This window comes from Thermomonas flagellata (assembly GCF_022419185.1).
GTDB lineage: Bacteria > Pseudomonadota > Gammaproteobacteria > Xanthomonadales > Xanthomonadaceae > Thermomonas > Thermomonas flagellata.
This window is the reverse complement of the sequence record NZ_JAJOZK010000003.1, coordinates 183,442-201,238: the sequence shown is the minus strand read 5'-3', so window position 1 is coordinate 201,238 and position 17,797 is coordinate 183,442. Positions and strand designations below refer to the sequence as shown.

At 72.5% G+C, this 17,797-nt stretch carries 13 protein-coding genes and 3 tRNA genes; 14 read left to right on the top strand and 2 right to left on the bottom strand.

Annotated elements, in window-relative coordinates; translation table 11 throughout:
- Positions 1-15 precede the first annotated feature (15 nt).
- Both ML340_RS04450 and recD read left to right on the top strand, forming a co-directional pair.
- The gene (locus ML340_RS04450; RefSeq protein WP_240097057.1) at positions 16-3,615 is read left to right on the top strand and encodes a UvrD-helicase domain-containing protein; all 3,600 of its coding nucleotides are present in this window, start codon (positions 16-18) and stop codon (positions 3,613-3,615) included.
- On the top strand, positions 3,612-5,501 hold the full coding sequence (recD, locus tag ML340_RS04445; RefSeq protein WP_240097055.1) for an exodeoxyribonuclease V subunit alpha: 1,890 nt from the start codon (positions 3,612-3,614) through the stop codon (positions 5,499-5,501). The genes ML340_RS04450 and recD overlap by 4 nt, the downstream gene beginning before the upstream one ends.
- A gap of 73 nt (positions 5,502-5,574) precedes the next feature.
- On the opposite strand, the gene ML340_RS04440 is transcribed toward recD, so the two are convergent.
- Together ML340_RS04440 and ML340_RS04435 are read right to left on the bottom strand one after the other, a co-directional pair.
- Positions 5,575-5,651, bottom strand: a tRNA-Asn gene (locus ML340_RS04440).
- 68 nt (positions 5,652-5,719) lie between these two features.
- On the bottom strand, positions 5,720-6,268 hold the full coding sequence (locus ML340_RS04435) for a GspH/FimT family pseudopilin (protein ID WP_240097053.1): 549 nt from the start codon (positions 6,266-6,268) through the stop codon (positions 5,720-5,722).
- 161 nt (positions 6,269-6,429) lie between these two features.
- Between ML340_RS04435 and uvrB the strand changes: the two genes are divergently transcribed.
- The 12 genes from uvrB to ML340_RS04375 all read left to right on the top strand — a co-directional run bounded on the left by uvrB (position 6,430) and on the right by ML340_RS04375 (position 17,784).
- Complete coding sequence (uvrB, locus tag ML340_RS04430) at positions 6,430-8,481, top strand: excinuclease ABC subunit UvrB (protein ID WP_240097051.1); 2,052 nt, start codon at positions 6,430-6,432, stop codon at positions 8,479-8,481.
- 67 nt (positions 8,482-8,548) lie between these two features.
- Positions 8,549-8,623 (top strand) — tRNA-Val (locus ML340_RS04425).
- Positions 8,624-8,863: 240 nt separating this feature from the next.
- A complete protein-coding gene (gene thrS / locus ML340_RS04420) occupies positions 8,864-10,768 on the top strand; it encodes a threonine--tRNA ligase (protein WP_240097049.1) in 1,905 nt (634 codons plus the stop codon).
- Positions 10,769-10,859: 91 nt separating this feature from the next.
- Positions 10,860-11,384 (top strand): translation initiation factor IF-3, encoded by a 525-nt coding sequence (gene infC, locus ML340_RS04415; protein ID WP_240097214.1) that lies wholly within the window; start codon positions 10,860-10,862, stop codon positions 11,382-11,384.
- A gap of 288 nt (positions 11,385-11,672) precedes the next feature.
- On the top strand, positions 11,673-11,870 hold the full coding sequence (gene rpmI / locus ML340_RS04410) for a 50S ribosomal protein L35 (protein ID WP_027083463.1): 198 nt from the start codon (positions 11,673-11,675) through the stop codon (positions 11,868-11,870).
- Positions 11,871-11,883: 13 nt separating this feature from the next.
- A complete protein-coding gene (gene rplT / locus ML340_RS04405) occupies positions 11,884-12,243 on the top strand; it encodes a 50S ribosomal protein L20 (protein ID WP_240097047.1) in 360 nt (119 codons plus the stop codon).
- A gap of 133 nt (positions 12,244-12,376) precedes the next feature.
- Entirely contained in the window at positions 12,377-13,387 is a 1,011-nt protein-coding gene (locus ML340_RS04400) for a phenylalanine--tRNA ligase subunit alpha (protein ID WP_240097045.1), read from the top strand.
- Positions 13,388-13,397: 10 nt separating this feature from the next.
- Positions 13,398-15,773 carry a phenylalanine--tRNA ligase subunit beta gene (pheT, locus tag ML340_RS04395; RefSeq protein ID WP_240097043.1) on the top strand — a complete coding sequence of 792 codons (2,376 nt, stop codon included), beginning with the start codon at positions 13,398-13,400 and terminating at the stop codon, positions 15,771-15,773.
- 16 nt (positions 15,774-15,789) lie between these two features.
- Complete coding sequence (locus ML340_RS04390; RefSeq protein WP_240097041.1) at positions 15,790-16,092, top strand: integration host factor subunit alpha; 303 nt, start codon at positions 15,790-15,792, stop codon at positions 16,090-16,092.
- Positions 16,085-16,441, top strand: a complete 357-nt coding sequence (locus ML340_RS04385) for a MerR family transcriptional regulator (RefSeq protein ID WP_240097039.1) — start codon at positions 16,085-16,087, stop codon at positions 16,439-16,441. The genes ML340_RS04390 and ML340_RS04385 overlap by 8 nt, the downstream gene beginning before the upstream one ends.
- A gap of 50 nt (positions 16,442-16,491) precedes the next feature.
- A tRNA-Pro gene (locus ML340_RS04380) sits at positions 16,492-16,568 on the top strand.
- A gap of 130 nt (positions 16,569-16,698) precedes the next feature.
- On the top strand, positions 16,699-17,784 hold the full coding sequence (locus ML340_RS04375) for a TraB/GumN family protein (protein ID WP_240097037.1): 1,086 nt from the start codon (positions 16,699-16,701) through the stop codon (positions 17,782-17,784).
- The last annotated feature ends 13 nt before the right edge of the window (positions 17,785-17,797 follow it).

Genomic DNA, 17,797 nt, shown 5'->3' with positions numbered 1-17,797 from the left:
GCGCCGGCTATGCCCGTGCGCGATTGGACCGCGCTGCCGCTGGCCGGCGACGGCCGTAGCCTGGTGGAGGCCAGCGCCGGCACCGGCAAGACCTGGACCATCGCGGCGCTGTACCTGCGCCTGCTGCTGGAGCAGGGGCGCTCGCCGCGCCAGATCGTGGTCAGCACCTTCACCAATGCCGCCGCGGCCGAGCTGGGCGAGCGCCTGCGCGGCAAGCTGCTGTGGGCGCTGGCGGAGGCGGCCAAGCCTGCGGCGGATGTCAACACCGAGGCCGCCGATGCGCGCTGGCTGCATGCGCGCTGGGATGACGACGCCACGCGCGCGCGCGACGTCCGCCGCCTGCAGGGCGCGTTGGCCGAGTTCGACGCCGCCCCGATCTGCACCCTGCACGCGCTGTGCATGCGCATCCTCGCCGAGCATCCGTTCGCCGCCGGCGCGCTGTTCCGCAGCCCGGCGCTGGTGGACGGCAAGGCGCTGCAGGCCGCGCTGGCCGCGGACCTGTGGCGGGTGATCGCGCAGGGCGATGCCGGGGACGAGCTGGTGGCGCTCGCCCGCGCGGTGGGCATCAAGCACGACATGCTGAAGCGGTACATGCCGCTGCTGCTGCAGGCGGAGGTCGACCTCGAGCCGCTGCCGGCGGAGGAGGTGCGCGCGGCGGTGGCGCGCGCGCTCGGCGACGCGCAGCTCTGGAAGGCCGAGGCACAGGCGGTGCTGGCCACGCCCGGGTTGCTGCGCGCTGGCGGCGGGCTGGAGAAAGCGTGGCGGGCGTTGGTGGAGGCGCTGGCCGGCGCGGACGATGCGCTGGGCGATGTCCTGCGGACGCATCACGAGGCGCTGGCGCAGGCCGGTGAATTCAAGGGCGTGAACAAGGCGGGCAAGGACGATCCGCGCGTGCAGCGGCTGGTGGCCGGTTCGGTGGCGCTCGCCGCCGCGCTCCCGCCGGTCCAGCTCGATCGCGCCAGCCACGTCCCGCTGCGCCGCTTCCTCGTCGCCGCGCGGCGCTGGTGCCAGGCTGCGCTGCAGGCGCGGCTGGAGGCCGCCGGGCAGATGAGCTTCGATGCCGTGCTGGTCGCGGTGCGCGATGCGCTCGCACCGCGCGACGGGCAGCGGGCGCTGGCGGATGCGCTGTGCGCGGCCTGGCCGGTGGCGCTGGTGGACGAGTTCCAGGACACCGACCCGGTGCAGTTCGGCATCCTCGATGCGATCTACCGCGACGGGAACGATGCGCCGCGCGGGCGGCTGGTGATGATCGGCGACCCCAAGCAGGCGATCTACCGCTTCCGCGGCGGCGACGTGCAGGCCTATCTCCGCGCCAGCGCGGGCGTCGCACCGGGCGACCGCCTGGTGCTGGATACCAACCATCGCTCCAGCCGCGGCTACGTGGCCGCGCTCAACCGCTTCTATGCCGCCACCGGCCACCGTCTCGGCCCGGCGGATGCGCAGACGCCGATCCTCTACCAGCCGGTGCAGGGCAGCGCCCGCCGCGACGCCGAGCCATTGCGGGTGGGTGAGGAAGACATGGCGGTCGCGCAGCCGCTGGTGCTGCATCGGTTGGCGGAGGAAGACGCTGACGGCGATCTGGAGCAGCAGGCTCTGCGCGCCTGCGCGGACCACATCGCGTGGGCGCTGTCCGCGCAGGGCTACCGCATCGGCACCGAGCGGCTGGCGCCGGGCGACATCGCCGTGCTGCTGCCGACCAATGAACAGGTGGCGAAGCTGGCGGCGATCCTCAAGGCGCGCGGCGTGCCCTGCGTCTCCGGCAGCCAGGACAGCGTGTTCGACACTGACGTCGCGCGCGAGCTGCGGCTGGTGCTGCATGCCGTGCTGCATGCCGACGACCCGCGCGCGCTGCGCGCCGCCTATGCGACCCGGCTGTGGGGCGGCACGTTGCCGGGGCTGCAGGCGCTGCGCCGCGATGCCGGCAGTTGGGATGTGCTGGCCGCGCGCTTCCATGCCCTGCACGCGGTACTGGAACGCACGGGGCCGCTGGCGCTGGTGGCGGCGCTGCTGGAGCAGCACGCCGCGCGCCTGCTGCAGACGGTGGCGGGCGAACGCATGCTCACCGACCTGCGCCACCTCGGGGAACTGCTGCAGGCGGCGTGGGAACTCGATGGCGGCGGCGAGCGGCTGCTGGCCTGGTTCGCCGACCAGATGGAGGGCGAGGGCGATGGCAGCGATGCGGCCGAGGCGCGCGCGCTGCGGCTGGAATCGGATGCCGAGCGGGTGCAGCTGATGACCCTGCATGCGAGCAAGGGCCTGGAGTTCGGCGTGGTGTTCCTGCCGCTGCTGTGGAAGCATTGCGCCTCACGCAACGGCAGGCACGGCCCGGCCCTGCTGGCCGACCCCGCGACCGGGGTGAAGGTGCTGGTGCAAGGGCCGGCGAAGGACTTGGTCGCACGCGAGGAGTACGAGGAGCGCTTCCGCATGCTGTACGTGGCGCTGACCCGCGCCATCCACGCCTGCCATGTGTTCACGCTGGCCCCTGCACATCCGGCGCGCGCCAAGCTGCAGGAGGTGCCGCTGAACGCGCTTGATCTGTCCGCGCTGGAGGCAGGCGCGGAGGGCGAGGGCATCGCCTGTCGCGCGGGCTGGGACGCGCCGGAGATCCTCGCGGCGGAGCCGGCGCCGGCCGACACGGCCTTGCGCGTGGCGCGCGCCTTGCCGCCGCCACCGCCCGGCCCGCTGCCGCTGCGGCACAGCTTCAGCACGCTGGCCGGGGGCGGCCGCCAGCGCATCGCCGAGGAAGCGGGAGCCGCCGAGGACGAGGTGCTGCCGGCGCAGGTCGAGGCCAGCGCGGAGGCGGCGCCTGTCGCGGCGGCCGATGCGACGATCGAACCGACCTGGCATCCGGAGCTGGACGCGCTGATGGGCGTGGCCGGCACCGATTTCGGCAATGCCGTGCATGCGCTGTTCGAACATCGCGTGCCGGGCCGGCCGATCACGCCGGACGCCGTACTGGCCGCGCTGCGCGAGCACGGCGTGCGCCCGCGCGAGGGTACGCTGGAGCGGCTGGCCGTGCCGCTGGCGCAGCGCCTGCAGGCGGTGCTGGACGCGCCGCTGGGCGATGCGCACGGCCCGCGCCTGGGTGCGTTGGGCGCGGCCGACCTGCGCGCCGAGATGGAGTTCCACTACCTGCTGGACGGCGTATCCCTGCGCGCGCTGCGCGCGGCCTGCGCCGCGCACGGCGAGCCGGACCTGGTGCCCGCGCGCGAGCAGGCGCTGGCCGGGTTGATGAACGGCAAGATCGACCTGGTGTTCGCCCACGGCGGGCGCTACCACGTGCTCGACTACAAGGGCAACCGCCTCGGCAGCGGCCCGCGCGCGTCTCTCGAGGACTACGCCCCGCCGGCGCTGGAGGCGGCGATGCGCGCCAGCGGCTATCGCCTGCAGGCATTGCTGTACACGGTCGCGCTCGAGCGCTACCTGCGCGAGCGCCTCGGCGGTGCCTACCGGCGCGCGCAGCATCTGGGCGACTGCTGGTACCTGTTCGTGCGCGCGGTGGGGCTGCGCCTGCCCGACGGCACGCCTTGCGGCGTGTGGCGGCACCGCTTCGACGATGCCCTGCTGGATGCCGTGCAGGCGGGGCTGGGCGCGCGCCCAGGGGAGGCGGCATGAACGGCCGCGGCGCGGGCGAGGCGTTCGGCTTCCACTGGCCTGCCGCGCGGGCCGGCCTGCCGGAGGCGTGGCGCGACCTGGATCGCGCGGTCTGGCGTTGGATGCTGGCGCACGGCGGCGATCCCGCAACCGCGCTGGCGGCCGGCTGGGCCAGCCATGCCGAGGGCGAGGGGCATAGCGCGCTGCCGTTGGACGCGCGGGATGCCAACGGCCTGCCGCTGCTGGACGCCGCCCAGCGCGACGCGCTGGCGCGCAGCGCGCTGGTGGAATGCCGCGATGGCGGGGCATCCGGCGCAGTCGATGCGGCCGACGGCGCGCGCCCGCTGGTGCTGGAGGGCGGGCATCTGTACCTGCGCCGCAACCACCGCGCCGAAGTGGCGGTGGCGGCCGCACTGCGCGCGCGGCGTGCGGCCGCGCAGGCCCCTTGCCGGCCGCTGACCGACGACGACCTGCGCGCCCTGTTCAACGGCAGCTGGCAGGACGCCGAGGAGCGCCAGCGCGCCGCGGTGCGCCAGGCCCCGGGCCGGCGCCTGATGGTGCTGACCGGCGGGCCGGGCACCGGCAAGACCACCACCGTGCTGCGCATGCTCTTGGGGCTGGCGCGCGAGCACGCGGCCCGCCACGCGCGCGCGCCGCAGCTGCGGATCGCCGCGCCCACCGGCAAGGCCGCGCAGCGGCTGGGCGAGTCGCTGCGTGCCGGCGCCGCGCAGCTGGCGTCCGGCGCGCAGGCGCTGGGGCCGGAATGGCGCCCGCACCTGCAGGCGGTGCTGGCCTCCGAGCCCGCCACGGTGCACCGCCTGCTCGGCAGCCGCGGCGCCGGCACCCGGCCCACCTTCCATGCCGGCGAGCCGCTGCCGGCCGACATCGTGGTGGTGGACGAGGCCTCGATGCTCGACCTCGGCCTGCTGCGCGCGCTGCTGGACGCCCTGCGCGAGGACGCGGTGCTGGTGCTGGTGGGCGATGCCGACCAGCTCACCTCGGTCGGTACCGGCTCGGTGATGATGGACGTGGTGCGCGCGATGGAGGCCGACGGCGGCGAGGACCTGGTGCGCCTGGCCCACTGCTTCCGCGCCGATGCCACCCTGGTGCCGATCAACACGGCCGTGCGTGCCGGCGATGCCGCCGCGTTCACCCGCGCCTTCGCCGCCGCGGGCGCGGCCGCGGCGCGCCATCCCGTGCCGGATGCCGCAGCCCTGCGCCGGCGGCTCGCGGCCTGGGCGCGGCGGCTGCAGGATGCGTTCGCCGCGGTGGGCATCGCGGATGCGGTCGCCGCTGACGATGGCGAGGCGTTGGCCGCGCGCCTGGGCGTGCTGCGCCGACAGCAGCTGCTGTGCGCGCTGCGCGAAGGTCCGTTCGGCGCGACCGCGGCAGCCGCGCAGATCGCCGCGCGCCTGCGCGCGTGGGATGCGCTGGCGCCGTGGGCCGGCAGCCCCTGGTATCCCGGCCGCTGCGTGATGGTGACCCGCAACGATGCCGCCGCGCGCCTGTCCAACGGCGACATCGGCCTGTGCGTGGCGGTCGCCGGCGACGACGGCCGGCCGCTGCTGCAGGTGGCATTCGAGCGCGCCTCCGACGCGCCCGACGCGGCGAATGGGACGGGCGTGCGCCTGTTCGACCCGCACACCCTGCCACCGCACGAGGACGCCTTCGCGCTCACCGTGCACAAGAGCCAGGGATCGGAGTACCGGCACGTCGCGCTGCTGCTGCCGCCGGATGCGCGCTCGCCGCTGCTGGTGCGGCAGATGCTCTATACCGGCCTGTCGCGCGCGCGCGCCTCGCTGGAGCTGTGGGCGATGCCGGAGGTCGCGGAGAAGGCCCTGTCCACCGCGCTGCGGCGCCGCGGCCGCCTGGCGGAGCGCATCCGCCCCGGCGCGGCGGGTGCCTGAGAAATGGACCGCCGCGGTTCACGCAGTCCGGAAACGGCACAGGCCCGCCGAAGCGGGCCTGTGTGCGAGAAGATGGCGCCCGAAGTTGGACTCGAACCAACGACCCCCTGATTAACAGTCAAGTGCTCTAACCGGCTGAGCTATTCGGGCGGAGACGCGCATTGTAGTGGCCGCTGCCGGCAGCGGCAACACCCGCGCCGAGCCCGCGGCTGCCTGGTTCAACCCGGGCAGGGCAGGTCGGCCTCGATCCGCTCGCCGCGCGCGCGTCCGAGGTTGTTGACCACCACCCGCGCCAGCAGCCGCCCGCGGCCGTCGCACAGGGCGAAGCCGAGGTTGCTGCCGGCGCTGCGTCCGTCCGGCAGAAAACGGAGTTGCTCGCGGCCGCGGCTGGTCACGATCCGCAGCCCGCGTCCGGCAGGCGCCAGGTCGGCCTGCAGCACCGGGTCGTCCGGGTCCGGGCGGTGGTTGCCGTCCAGGTCCACGAATAGCAGGCGTCCGTGCTGCCACTCGCGGCCGTCGCTGCAGGTGCGGCCGTCCATGCTCGGGCACAGCACGCTGCGCCGGTTGTGCCGGATCGCGGCGATCCGCGCATGCCCGATCTCGGCCAGCAGGGCGTGCATGGCGGCACGTGCGCGCTGGCGCTCGGCGAAGCCGTGCAGGCCGGGCAGGGCGATGCCGGCGAGCAGCATCAGCACGCTGGCGGCCAGCACCAGTTCGACCAGGGTGACGCCGCGCTGGCGGGCGGACAGGGACGGGGCGACAGGCATCGGTCGGCTCCATGGTGGAGGTGCGCACAGCCTGCGCCCGGGCTCACACCGCGGGGATCGGGCGCGCGCCGGGGCGCGGGTCGGGGAATGCCGGTACGCGCCGTCGGCGTCGGCGCGCGCCGGGCGCGTACACTGGGCAGTCCCGTCCTGCGGCCCTGCGCATGAGCCACGCCCCGCCGTCCGACCTCGCCCTCGCCGGCGACAGTGAGCCGTTCCGGCTGGTCGCGCCGTACGCGCCGGCGGGCGACCAACCGCAGGCGATCGAAAAGCTGGTCGCAGGCTTCCAGGCCGGTCTGGCCCGGCAGGTGCTGCTGGGCGTCACCGGCTCCGGCAAGACCTACACCATCGCCAACCTGATCCAGCAGGTGCAGCGCCCGACCCTGGTGATGGCGCACAACAAGACCCTGGCGGCGCAGTTGTACGGGGAGTTCAAGGCGTTCTTCCCGCACAACGCGGTGGAGTACTTCGTCAGCTACTACGACTACTACCAGCCGGAGGCCTACGTCCCGTCCAGCGACACCTACATCGAGAAGGACAGCGCGATCAACGACCACATCGAGCAGATGCGGCTGGCGGCGACCAAGGCGCTGCTGTCGCGGCGCGACGTGGTGGTGGTGGCGACGGTGTCGGCGATCTATGGCCTCGGCGCGCCCGAGGACTACCTGTCGATGCGGCTGATCCTCTCGCGCGGGGAGCGCATCGACCAGCGCGAGCTGCTGCGCCACCTGGCCACCCTGCAGTACACCCGCAACGAGACCAGCCTGGAGCGCGGCAGCTTCCGCGTGCGCGGGGAGACGGTGGACGTGTTCCCGGCCGAGTCCGAGCTGGAGGCGCTGCGGATCGAGCTGTTCGACGGCGAGATCGAGCAGCTGGCGATGTTCGACCCGCTCACCGGGCAGATCCTGCGCCGGCTGCCGCGCTACACCGTGTACCCCAAGACCCACTACGCCACCCCGCGCGAGCGCGTGCTCAGCGCGGTGGAGGCGATCAAGCACGAGCTGCGCGAGCGGCTCGAGCAGCTGTACGCGCAGAACAAGCTGGTCGAGGCGCAGCGCCTGCAGCAGCGCACCCAGTTCGACCTCGAGATGATGGCCGAGGTCGGCTACTGCAACGGGATCGAGAACTACAGCCGCCACCTCACCGGGCGCGCGCCCGGCGAACCGCCGCCGACCCTGTTCGACTATCTGCCGGCGGATGCCCTGCTGGTGGTGGACGAGTCGCACGTGACCGTCCCCCAGATCGGCGCGATGTTCAAGGGCGACCGCTCGCGCAAGGAGACGCTGGTCGAGTTCGGCTTCCGCCTGCCCTCGGCGCTGGACAACCGGCCGCTGCGGTTCGAGGAGTGGGAGGCGCGCGCGCCGCGCACGGTGTTCGTGTCCGCCACCCCGGGCCCGTACGAGCTGCGCGCAGCCGGCGGCGAGGTGGTGGAGCTGGTGGTGCGCCCGACCGGGCTGGTCGATCCGGAGGTCGAGATCCGCCCGGTGGCGACCCAGGTGGACGACCTGCTGTCGCAGATCCGCGAGCGGGTGGCGCTGGGCGACCGCGTGCTGGTGACGACCCTGACCAAGCGCATGGCCGAGAACCTCACCGACTACCTGTCCGAGCACGGGGTCAAGGTGCGCTACCTGCATTCGGACATCGACACCGTGGAGCGGGTGGAGATCATCCGCGACCTGCGCCTGGGGGTGTTCGACGTGCTGGTCGGCATCAACCTGCTGCGCGAGGGCCTGGACATGCCCGAGGTGTCGCTGGTGGCCATCCTCGATGCCGACAAGGAAGGCTTCCTGCGCAGCACCGGCTCGCTGATCCAGACCATCGGGCGCGCCGCCCGCAACGTGCGCGGCAAGGCCATCCTGTACGCCGACACCATCACCCGCTCGATGCAGGCCGCGCTGGACGAGACCGCGCGCCGCCGCCAGAAGCAGCTCGAGCACAACGCGGCGCACGGGATCGTGCCGCGCTCGGTCCAGCGCGCGGTGGTGGACGTGATGGAGGGGGCGCGTCCCGAGCCGGGCGAGCTCAAGGGGCGCGGCAAGGCGCGCCGGGTGGCCGAGCCGGAGCAGGAATACCTGCGGCTGGCGCCGGCCCAGCAGGCGGCCCGCCTGCGCGAACTGGAGGAGCGCATGCACCGGCATGCGCGCGACCTCGAGTTCGAGGAGGCGGCGCGCGTGCGCGACCTGATCCGCCGCCTGCGCGAGGCCAGCCTGCGCTGAGGCCGGCGCGGCTTGTCCGTCGCGGGGGTTCCCGGCTACAATGCGCGGCCCCGCGAAGGGGCGAGACGGGCGGTTAGCTCAGCGGTAGAGCACTACCTTGACATGGTAGGGGTCACAGGTTCGAACCCTGTACCGCCCACCACGCGCCAGCGCGTGGAACCCGATGCGATCCGGACCCAGGTGGCCCGCGGAAACGCCGGCCGAGCGTGCGACATGAGCACTACCACCGCCCAGCGCTGAGCCTGCCGACGCATTCCCGCGCGCCCGCTGCGCGCTTCCGGAAAGGCGCTTCGGCGCCTTTTTTCGTGTCCCCGGCTTGCATCGCCTCCCATCCACTTCCTTCCCGCCCCGCGCCCATCCGCGCCTGACAGGACGCCCGCCCATGATCCAGATCACCCTGCCCGACGGCTCCGTCCGCCGCTTCGATGCCCCGGTCACGGTCCTGCAGGTGGCCGAGGCGATCGGCCCCGGCCTGGCCAAGGCGACCGTGGCCGGCATCGTCGATGGCCGCCAGGTCGATGCCTGCGACCTGATCGACCACGACGCCCACCTGCGCATCCTCACCCCCAAGGACCCGGAGGGGGTGGAGATCATCCGCCATTCCTGCGCGCACCTGGTCGGGCATGCGGTCAAGCAGCTGTACCCGGAGGCCAAGATGGTGATCGGCCCGGTGATCGAGGACGGCTTCTACTACGACATCTGGTACCCGCGCCCGTTCACCCCCGAGGATCTGGCCGCGATCGAGGAGCGCATGCGCGCGCTGATCGCGCAGGACTACGACGTGGTCAAGCGGATGACCCCGCGCGCGGAGGTGGTCGAGGTGTTCCGCCGCCGCGGCGAGGACTACAAGCTGCGCCTGATCGAGGACATGGGCCCGGAGGTCACCGCGATGGGCCTGTACTACCATCAGGAATACGTGGACATGTGCCGCGGCCCGCACGTGCCCAACACCCGTTTCCTGAAGGCCTGCAAGCTGACCCGGGTGTCCGGCGCGTACTGGCGCGGCGATGCGAAGAACGAGCAGCTGCAGCGCATCTACGGCACCGCCTGGGCGGACGAGAAGCAGCTGAAGGCCTACCTCCAGCGCATGGAGGAGGCCGAGAAGCGCGACCACCGCAAGATCGGCAAGGCGCAGGACCTGTTCCACCTGCAGGAAGAGGGCCCGGGCCTGGTGTTCTGGCATCCCAAGGGCTGGGCGATCTGGCAGGTGGTCGAGCAGTACATGCGCCGCGTGTACCGCGACACCGGCTACGGCGAGGTGCGCTGCCCGCAGATCCTGGACGTCTCGCTGTGGCAGAAGTCCGGCCACTGGGACAACTACAAGGACAACATGTTCTTCACCGAGTCGGAGAAGCGCACCTACGCGGTGAAGCCGATGAACTGCCCGGGCCACGTGCAGATCTTCAACCAGGGCCTGCACAGCTACCGCGACCTGCCGATCCGCTACGGCGAGTTCGGCGCCTGCCACCGCAACGAGCCCTCCGGCGCGCTGCACGGCATCCTGCGCGTGCGCGGCTTCACCCAGGACGACGGCCACGTGTTCTGCACCGAGGACCAGGTGGAATCCGAGGTGCGCGCCTTCCACCAGCAGGCGCTCAAGGTCTACGCCGACTTCGGTTTCTCCGAGATCCAGATCAAGATCGCGCTGCGCCCGGAGGCGCGCCTCGGCGACGACGCCACCTGGGACAAGGCCGAGGAAGCCCTGCGCGGCGCGTTGCGCGCCTCCGGGGTGGAATGGCAGGAACTGCCGGGCGAGGGCGCGTTCTACGGGCCGAAGATCGAATACCACCTCAAGGACGCCATCGGCCGCACCTGGCAGCTGGGCACCATGCAGGTGGATTTCATGATGCCAGCGCGGCTCGGCGCGGAGTACGTGGACGAGCACAGCCAGCGCCGGCATCCGGTGATGCTGCACCGGGCCATCGTCGGCTCGATGGAGCGTTTCATCGGCATCCTGATCGAGCACCATGCCGGTGCCCTGCCGACCTGGCTGGCGCCGGTGCAGGCGGTCGTGATGAATATCACCGACGCCCAGGCCGAAGCCGTCGAGGCGGCCCGGAAAACCCTTGCGGATCAAGGGTTCCGGGTGGTTTCCGATTTGCGCAACGAAAAGATCGGCTATAAGATTCGCGAGCACACGCTGCAGCGCGTGCCGTACCTGCTGGTGGTCGGGGACCGCGAGAAGGAGGCCGGCACGCTGTCCGTGCGCACGCGGGGAGGGGAAGACCTCGGCAGCATGACCGTCGCCGACTTCGCCGCCCGTTTGCGCCAGGAGCAGGTCGCCTGAGGCGGGCTGCCTGCGCGGTGCCAGCGCGCGCCGTCCGCCCGCCGGCGCGGCGCGCCCCCGGCCCCCTCGGGCCTCCCTTGGAGAACGCAACATCAGCACCCCCGATACCAAGCAGAACCGCAGGAACCACGAGATCCGCGTCCCGCGCGTGCGCGTGATCGGCAGCAACGGCGAGATGATCGGCGTGCTGTCGCGCGACGAGGCCCTGCGCATGGCCGAGGACGAGGAGCTGGATCTGGTCGAGATCCAGCCCAACGCTGATCCGCCGGTCTGCAAGATCATGGATTTCGGCAAGTTCCGCTTCGAGCAGCAGAAGAAGGCCAGCGAAGCCCGCAAGAAGCAGAAGCAGGTCGAGATCAAGGAATTGAAGTTCCGCCCGGTCACCGACGAGGGCGACTACCAGATCAAGCTGCGCAAGATGCGCGAGTTCCTGGCCGAGGGCGACAAGGTCAAGGTCAACATCCGCTTCCGCGGTCGCGAGATGAGCCACCAGGAGCTCGGCCGCGAGATGGCCGCGCGGATCGAGGCCGACCTCGGCGACGACATCGTGATCGAATCCCGGCCGCGCCTGGAGGGGCGGCAGATGGTGATGATGATCGCGCCCAAGAAGAAGTAGGCAGGGCGGGCGCCGGCCGCCGGCGTCCCCCGCTGCGCCCCGCCCCCCGCCGCCGCGGCCGGGGTGGCGGCAGGCGCATGCGCCTGCCCGGATTGCAAACCCGGCGCGCGCCCGCAATAATACACGGCCCGGTTCGCCGGGAATGCTCCACCGCTGTACTCAGGACCCGCCCCGGTTCCCCCGCGGACCCCGGGCCACCCCGCCGGCCGGGCAGGACGGAAAGCGTGGCAGGGCCGCATGGCCGCTGCCGCCGCCTCGGCCAGTCAGTGATTTCGCAAGGACACCCCGATGCCCAAGATCAAGACCAATCGGGCGGCGGCCAAGCGCTTCCGGAAGACCGCTTCCGGCAAGTACAAGTGCGGCCACGCCAACAAAAGCCACATCCTCACCAAGAAGGCGACTAAGCGGAAGCGCAACCTGCGGCAGACGAACCACGTCCGCGCCGAGGACGCCGGCCGCTTGGACCGCATGCTGCCGTATCTCTGAGGAGGGCTAGACCATGGCACGAGTCAAGCGTGGCGTGACCGCACGTCGCCGCCACAAGAAGATCATCAAGGCCGCCAAGGGCTACTACAACGCCCGCCGCAAGGTCTTCCGCGTCGCCAAGCAGGCGGTGACCAAGGCCCAGCAGTACGCCTACATCGGCCGCAAGCAGAAGAAGCGCCAGTTCCGCACCCTGTGGATCGCGCGCATCAACGCCGCCGCGCGCGCCAACGGCATGAGCTACAGCCGCTTCATGAACGGCCTGCTGAAGGCCGGCATCACCCTCGACCGCAAGGTGCTGGCGGACATCGCCGTGCACGATGCGGCGGGGTTTGCGGCCCTGACCGAGAAGGCCAAGGGCGCTTTGGCGGCGTAAGCCGTCGCTCCACACGCAAACCCGCCCGCGGGCGGTGCAGACCGGCGGCGCAAGCCGCCACGACGTGGGGAAGGGCGCAAGTCCTTCCCCACGTTTCGTTTACGGGCCGTGTTTTCAGGGGGCGCAAGCGAAGATGAGCGAAATCGAATCCCTCTCCACCCAGGCGCTGGCGGACATCGCCGCCGCCGCCACCCCGGACGCGCTGGAGGCCCTGCGCGTGGGCCTGCTCGGCAAGAGCGGCCGCATCACCGCGCAGCTGAAGGCGCTGGGGGCGCTGCCGGCGGACCAGCGCAAGGCCGCGGGCGAGGCGATCAACCGCGCCCGCGACGCGATCGCCGCGGCGCTGGCCGCGCGCAAGGCCGCGCTGGACGCGGCGGTGCTGGAGGCGCGCCTGGCCGGCGAAGCGATCGACGTCACCCTGCCGGGGCGCGACCCCGGCCGCGGCGGCGTGCACCCGGTGAGCCGCACGCTGGAGCGCATGGCCGAGATCTTCGGCCGCCTCGGCTACGAACTGGCCGAGGGCCCCGAGATCGAGGACGACTGGCACAACTTCGAGGCCCTGAACTTCCCGCCGCACCACCCGGCGCGCGCGATGCACGACACCTTCTATTTCCCGGACGGGCGCCTGCTGCGCACCCATACCTCGGGCGTGCAGGTGCGCTACATGCAGGACCTGCTGGCGCGCGGCGGCACCCCGCCGCTGCGGATGATCGCCGCCGGCAAGGTCTACCGCAGCGATTCCGATCAGACCCACACCCCGATGTTCCACCAGGTCGAAGGCCTGCTGGTGGACGAGCACGCCAGCTTCGCCGACCTCAAGGGCACGCTGGTGGCGTTCGTGCGTGCCTTCTTCGAGCGCGACTTCCAGATGCGCTTCCGCCCCAGCTACTTCCCCTTCACCGAGCCCTCGGCCGAGGTCGACATCGCCTGGCAGCAGGCCGATGGCAGCACCCGCTGGCTGGAGGTGCTCGGCTGCGGCATGGTGCACCCCCACGTGCTACGCGCGGTCGGCCTCGACCCCGAGCGCTACACCGGCTTCGCCTTCGGTCTCGGCGTGGAGCGCTTCGCGATGCTGCGCTACGGCGTGGACGACCTGCGCAGCTTCTTCGACAACGACGTCCGGTTCCTGCAGCAGTTCGCCTGAGGTCGCCGCCATGAAGTTCTCCGAAAACTGGCTGCGCCAGCACGTCAAGACCACGGCGACCCGCGATGAACTGGCGGCGACCCTGACCGCCATCGGCCTCGAGGTCGAGGCGATGACGGTGCTGGGCGAGGCGCTGGATGGCGTGGTGGTGGCGCGCATCGTCGAATGCGTGCGGCATCCGCAGGCCGACCGCCTGCAGGTGTGCCAGGTCGATGCCGGCGCGCACGGCCGACTGCAGATCGTGTGCGGCGCGCCGAACGCGCGCCCCGGGCTGCTGGCACCGCTGGCCTTGGTCGGTGCACGGATGGGCGAGCTCACGATCCGGGCCGCCACGCTGCGCGGCGTGGACTCCAACGGCATGCTGTGCTCGGCCAAGGAACTTGGCCTCGATGCGGACGCGTCGGGCCTGCTCGAACTGCCGGCCGATGCGCCGGTGGGCACGCCCCTGGCCGACTACCTCGGCCTGCCGGATGCGGTATTCGAGCTCAAGCTGACCCCGAACCGCGCCGACTGCTTCGGCGTGCGCGGGATCGCGTTCGACGTGGCCGCCGCCACCGGCAGCACGGTGGCGCCGCTGGCGGCCGATCCGGTGCCGGCGCAGGGCGAGGCCATGCTGGCGCTGGCGCTGCAGGCCGGCGCGGACGCCCCGCGCTTCGTCGGCCGCGTGATCGAGGACGTGGACGCGCGCGCGCCCACCCCGGTGTGGATGGCCGAGCGCCTGCGCCGCAGCGGCATCCGCCCGATCAGCCTGCTGGTGGATGTCACCCAGTACGTGATGCTGGAGCTCGGCCAGCCGATGCACGCCTACGACTGCGACCTGCTGCGCGGGCCGATCGGCGTGCGCCATGCGCGCGACGGCGAGACCCTGCGCCTGCTCAACGGGCAGGACGCGCGCCTGGACCCGCAGTTCCTGGTCATCACCGACGCCGACCGCGCGGTCGGCCTGGCCGGGATCATGGGCGGCGACGACACCAAGGTCGGCGAGGCCACCCGCCGCGTGTTCCTGGAGGCCGCCCACTTCGCGCCGGCCGCGATCATCGGCCGCAGCCGCAAGCTCGGCCTGCACACCGATGCCGCCCACCGCTTCGAGCGCGGGGTCGATCCCGAACTGCCGCGGATCGCGGTGGAATACGCCACCCGGCTCATCCTCGCCGCCGCCGGCGGCCGTCCCGGCCCGGTGGTGGAGGCGGTGCTGCCCGAGCACCTGCCGCGGCCGAAGCCGATCCTGCTGCGCCGGGCGCGGCTGGCGCGGGTGCTGGGAGTGCCGGTGGCGGATGCCGAGGTGGTGCGCATCCTCGCTGCGCTGGGCCTGGCGGTGGAGGATTGCGCCGACGGCTGGCGGGTGACGCCGCCGAGCCGCCGCTTCGACCTCGCGCTGGAGGAAGACCTGATCGAGGAAGTGGCGCGCATCCACGGCTACGACGCGCTCCCGGCCACCCTGCCGGGCGGCGCGACCCGGCTGGTGCAGCCGAGCGAGGCGCGCGTCGGCGAATACGACCTGCGCCGCCAGCTGGTCGCCCGCGACTACCTGGAGGCGATCAACTACGCCTTCGTCGACGCCGCGTTGCTGGACGCCTGGCAGGCGCAGGCCGGCGCGGTGGCGCTGGCCAACCCGCTCAGCGCCGAGCTCGGGGTGATGCGCACCGCGCTGCTGCCCGGGCTGGTGCAGGCGTTGGCGCGCAACCGCGCGCGCCAGCAGGCGCGGGTGCGGCTGTTCGAACTCGGCAAGACCTTCCACGCCGAGGCCGGCGGCGGCGCGCCGCGCGAGACCGCCTGCCTGGCGGCGGTGGCCTGCGGCGATGCGCACGCCGAGCAGTGGGGCGTGCCGGCGCGCGCGCTGGACTTCCACGACCTCAAGGGCGACCTCGACAGCATCGCCGCGCTGTGCGGCGCGGTGCTGGACTATCGCGCGGAGGCGCCGGCGCACGCGCATCCGGGCCGCAGCGCCGGGGTCTACCGCGACGGCGAGCGCATCGGCTGGATCGGCCAGCTGCATCCGCGCCTTGCGCAGGCGCTGGGGCTGGAGGCCGAGGTCTATGCCTTCGAGCTCGAGCTGGCGCCGCTGCTGGCGCGTCCGCTGCCGCGTGCGCGCGCGCTGTCGCGGTTCCCGTCGGTGCGCCGCGATCTGGCCGTGGTGGTGGCCGAGGCGGTGCCGTGGGCAGCCGTGCGCGCCACCGTCGCGGCCGCCGCCGGGCCGCTGCTGCGCCGGCTCGAGCTGTTCGACCGCTATGCCGGCAAGGGCATCGAAAGCGGTTGCAAGAGTCTGGCCATGGCCTTGATTTTGCAGGACGAATCGCGCACCCTGACCGACCCGGACGTGGACGCGGTGATGGCCGCGGTGGTGGCCGCGCTGGAACGCCAGCACGGCGCCGCACTCCGGCGCTGACAGGGGACGCAGGACGATGGCACTGACCAAGGCGGAGATGGCCGAACGGCTGTACGAGGACGTCGGCCTGAACAAGCGCGAGGCGAAGGAGTTCGTGGATGCGTTCTTCGACGCGCTGCGCCAGGCCCTGCACGAGGGCCGCCAGGTCAAGCTGTCCGGGTTCGGCAACTTCGACCTGCGGCGCAAGAACCAGCGCCCGGGGCGCAACCCCAAGACCGGCAAGGAAATCCCGATCAGCGCGCGCACCGTGGTCACCTTCCGTCCCGGGCAGAAGCTGAAGGAGCGGGTCGAGGCCTACACGGGGGCGGCGCATGCTTGACCCCGGCAGCAACCGCGAGCTCCCGCCGATCCCGGCCAAGCGCTACTTCACCATCGGCGAGGTCAGCGAGCTGTGCGACGTCAAGCCGCACGTGCTGCGCTACTGGGAGACCGAGTTCCCGAGCCTGGAGCCGGCCAAGCGCCGCGGCAACCGCCGCTACTACCAGCGCCACGACGTGCTGATGGTGCGCCAGATCCGCAGCCTGCTGTACGAGCAGGGCTACACCATCAGCGGCGCGCGCCAGCGGCTGGAGGGCGAGCAGGGACGCCAGGAGGCGGCGCTGAGCCAGCAGATCGTGCGCCAGGTGCGCATGGAACTGGAGGACATCCTGCAGCTGCTGCGCCGCTGACGGCCGCGGCTGGCCGCACCGAGGCCGCGCGGGTATACTGCACGCCCGCTCGGGGTATAGCGCAGCCTGGTAGCGCACTTGTCTGGGGGACAAGTGGTCGTCGGTTCAAATCCGGCTACCCCGACCATCCTTTCCCGCGAACGCCCGGCCCGGCCCGGCCGGGCGTTCGCGCATCCGGCGTTCAGCTTGGGGTCGTATGCCTTGCCTGCCAGCATGCACACTGCCGCCATGCGCATGACCGAAGGAGTGTTCGCACGATGCCACGCCGCCGCCAGCTGAGCCTCGGGATCGGCATGGCACTGCTCATCGCCGGTGTGGCCGTGGGCGTGCACGCGCAGGAGGCGGCGCGCGCCCCCGCCGCGCAGGACGCTGCGCAGGCACCGGCCGCGGACGACGGCATCCGCACCGAGGCCCCGGTGCTGGTGGTCGGCGAGCAGCCCGGGCCCGGCCTGTGGCTGGTGCGCAAGGGCGAGCACGAGCTGTACATCCTCGGCACCCTGAGCCCGCTGCCGGCGAAGCTGCAGTGGCGTTCGGGGCAGGTCGAGCGGGTGATCGCGCAGGCGCAGGAAGTGATCCGCCCGCCGCGGCTGCGGCTGGAGCTGAAGACCGGCTGGTTCCGCAACCTGCTGCTCTTGCCCTCGCTGCTGGCCGCGCGCAAGGACCCGCAGGGCCGCACCCTGCAGCAGCAGGTGCCGCCGGAGGTGTACGCGCGCTGGCAGGTGCTGAAGGCGCGCTACATCGGCAGCGACGCCGGGATCGAATCGTGGCGCCCGCTGTTCGCCGCCGGGGAGCTGTACCGCCAGGCGATCCGCAAGTCCGGCCTCGACCAGGGCAAGGGCGTGCAGGACGCCATCGCGCGCGCGATCGAGGCCCATCATCCGAACGTGACCCTGGTCGAGGTCGCGATCCCGGTCAGCGATCCGAAGGCGCTGATCAAGGAATTCAACCGCAGCACGCTCGACGACCGTACCTGCTTCGCCAACACCATCGCGCGGATCGAGACCGAGCTCGGCTCGCTGCAGGCACGCGCCAATGCGTGGGCGACCGGCGACCTGGCCGCGCTGCGCGCGCTGCCGGTGGCGGACAACTACCAGGCCTGCCTGGACGCGGTCTCCGAGGCCGGGGTCGGGCAGAAGCTCGGCTTCCGCGACGCCCAGCACCAGCTGGACGCCAAGTGGCTGGCGGCGGCGGAGTCCGCGCTCGCGCGCAACCGCACCACCTTCGCGATGGTGGACATGGGCCGCCTGCTGGCGCCGGACGGCTACCTCGCGCGCCTGCGCGCGAAGGGCTACAGCGTGATCGCCCCGGACGCGGAGGAGGAGGATCCCGCCGCCGCGCCGTGAGCCTGCGCCGCGT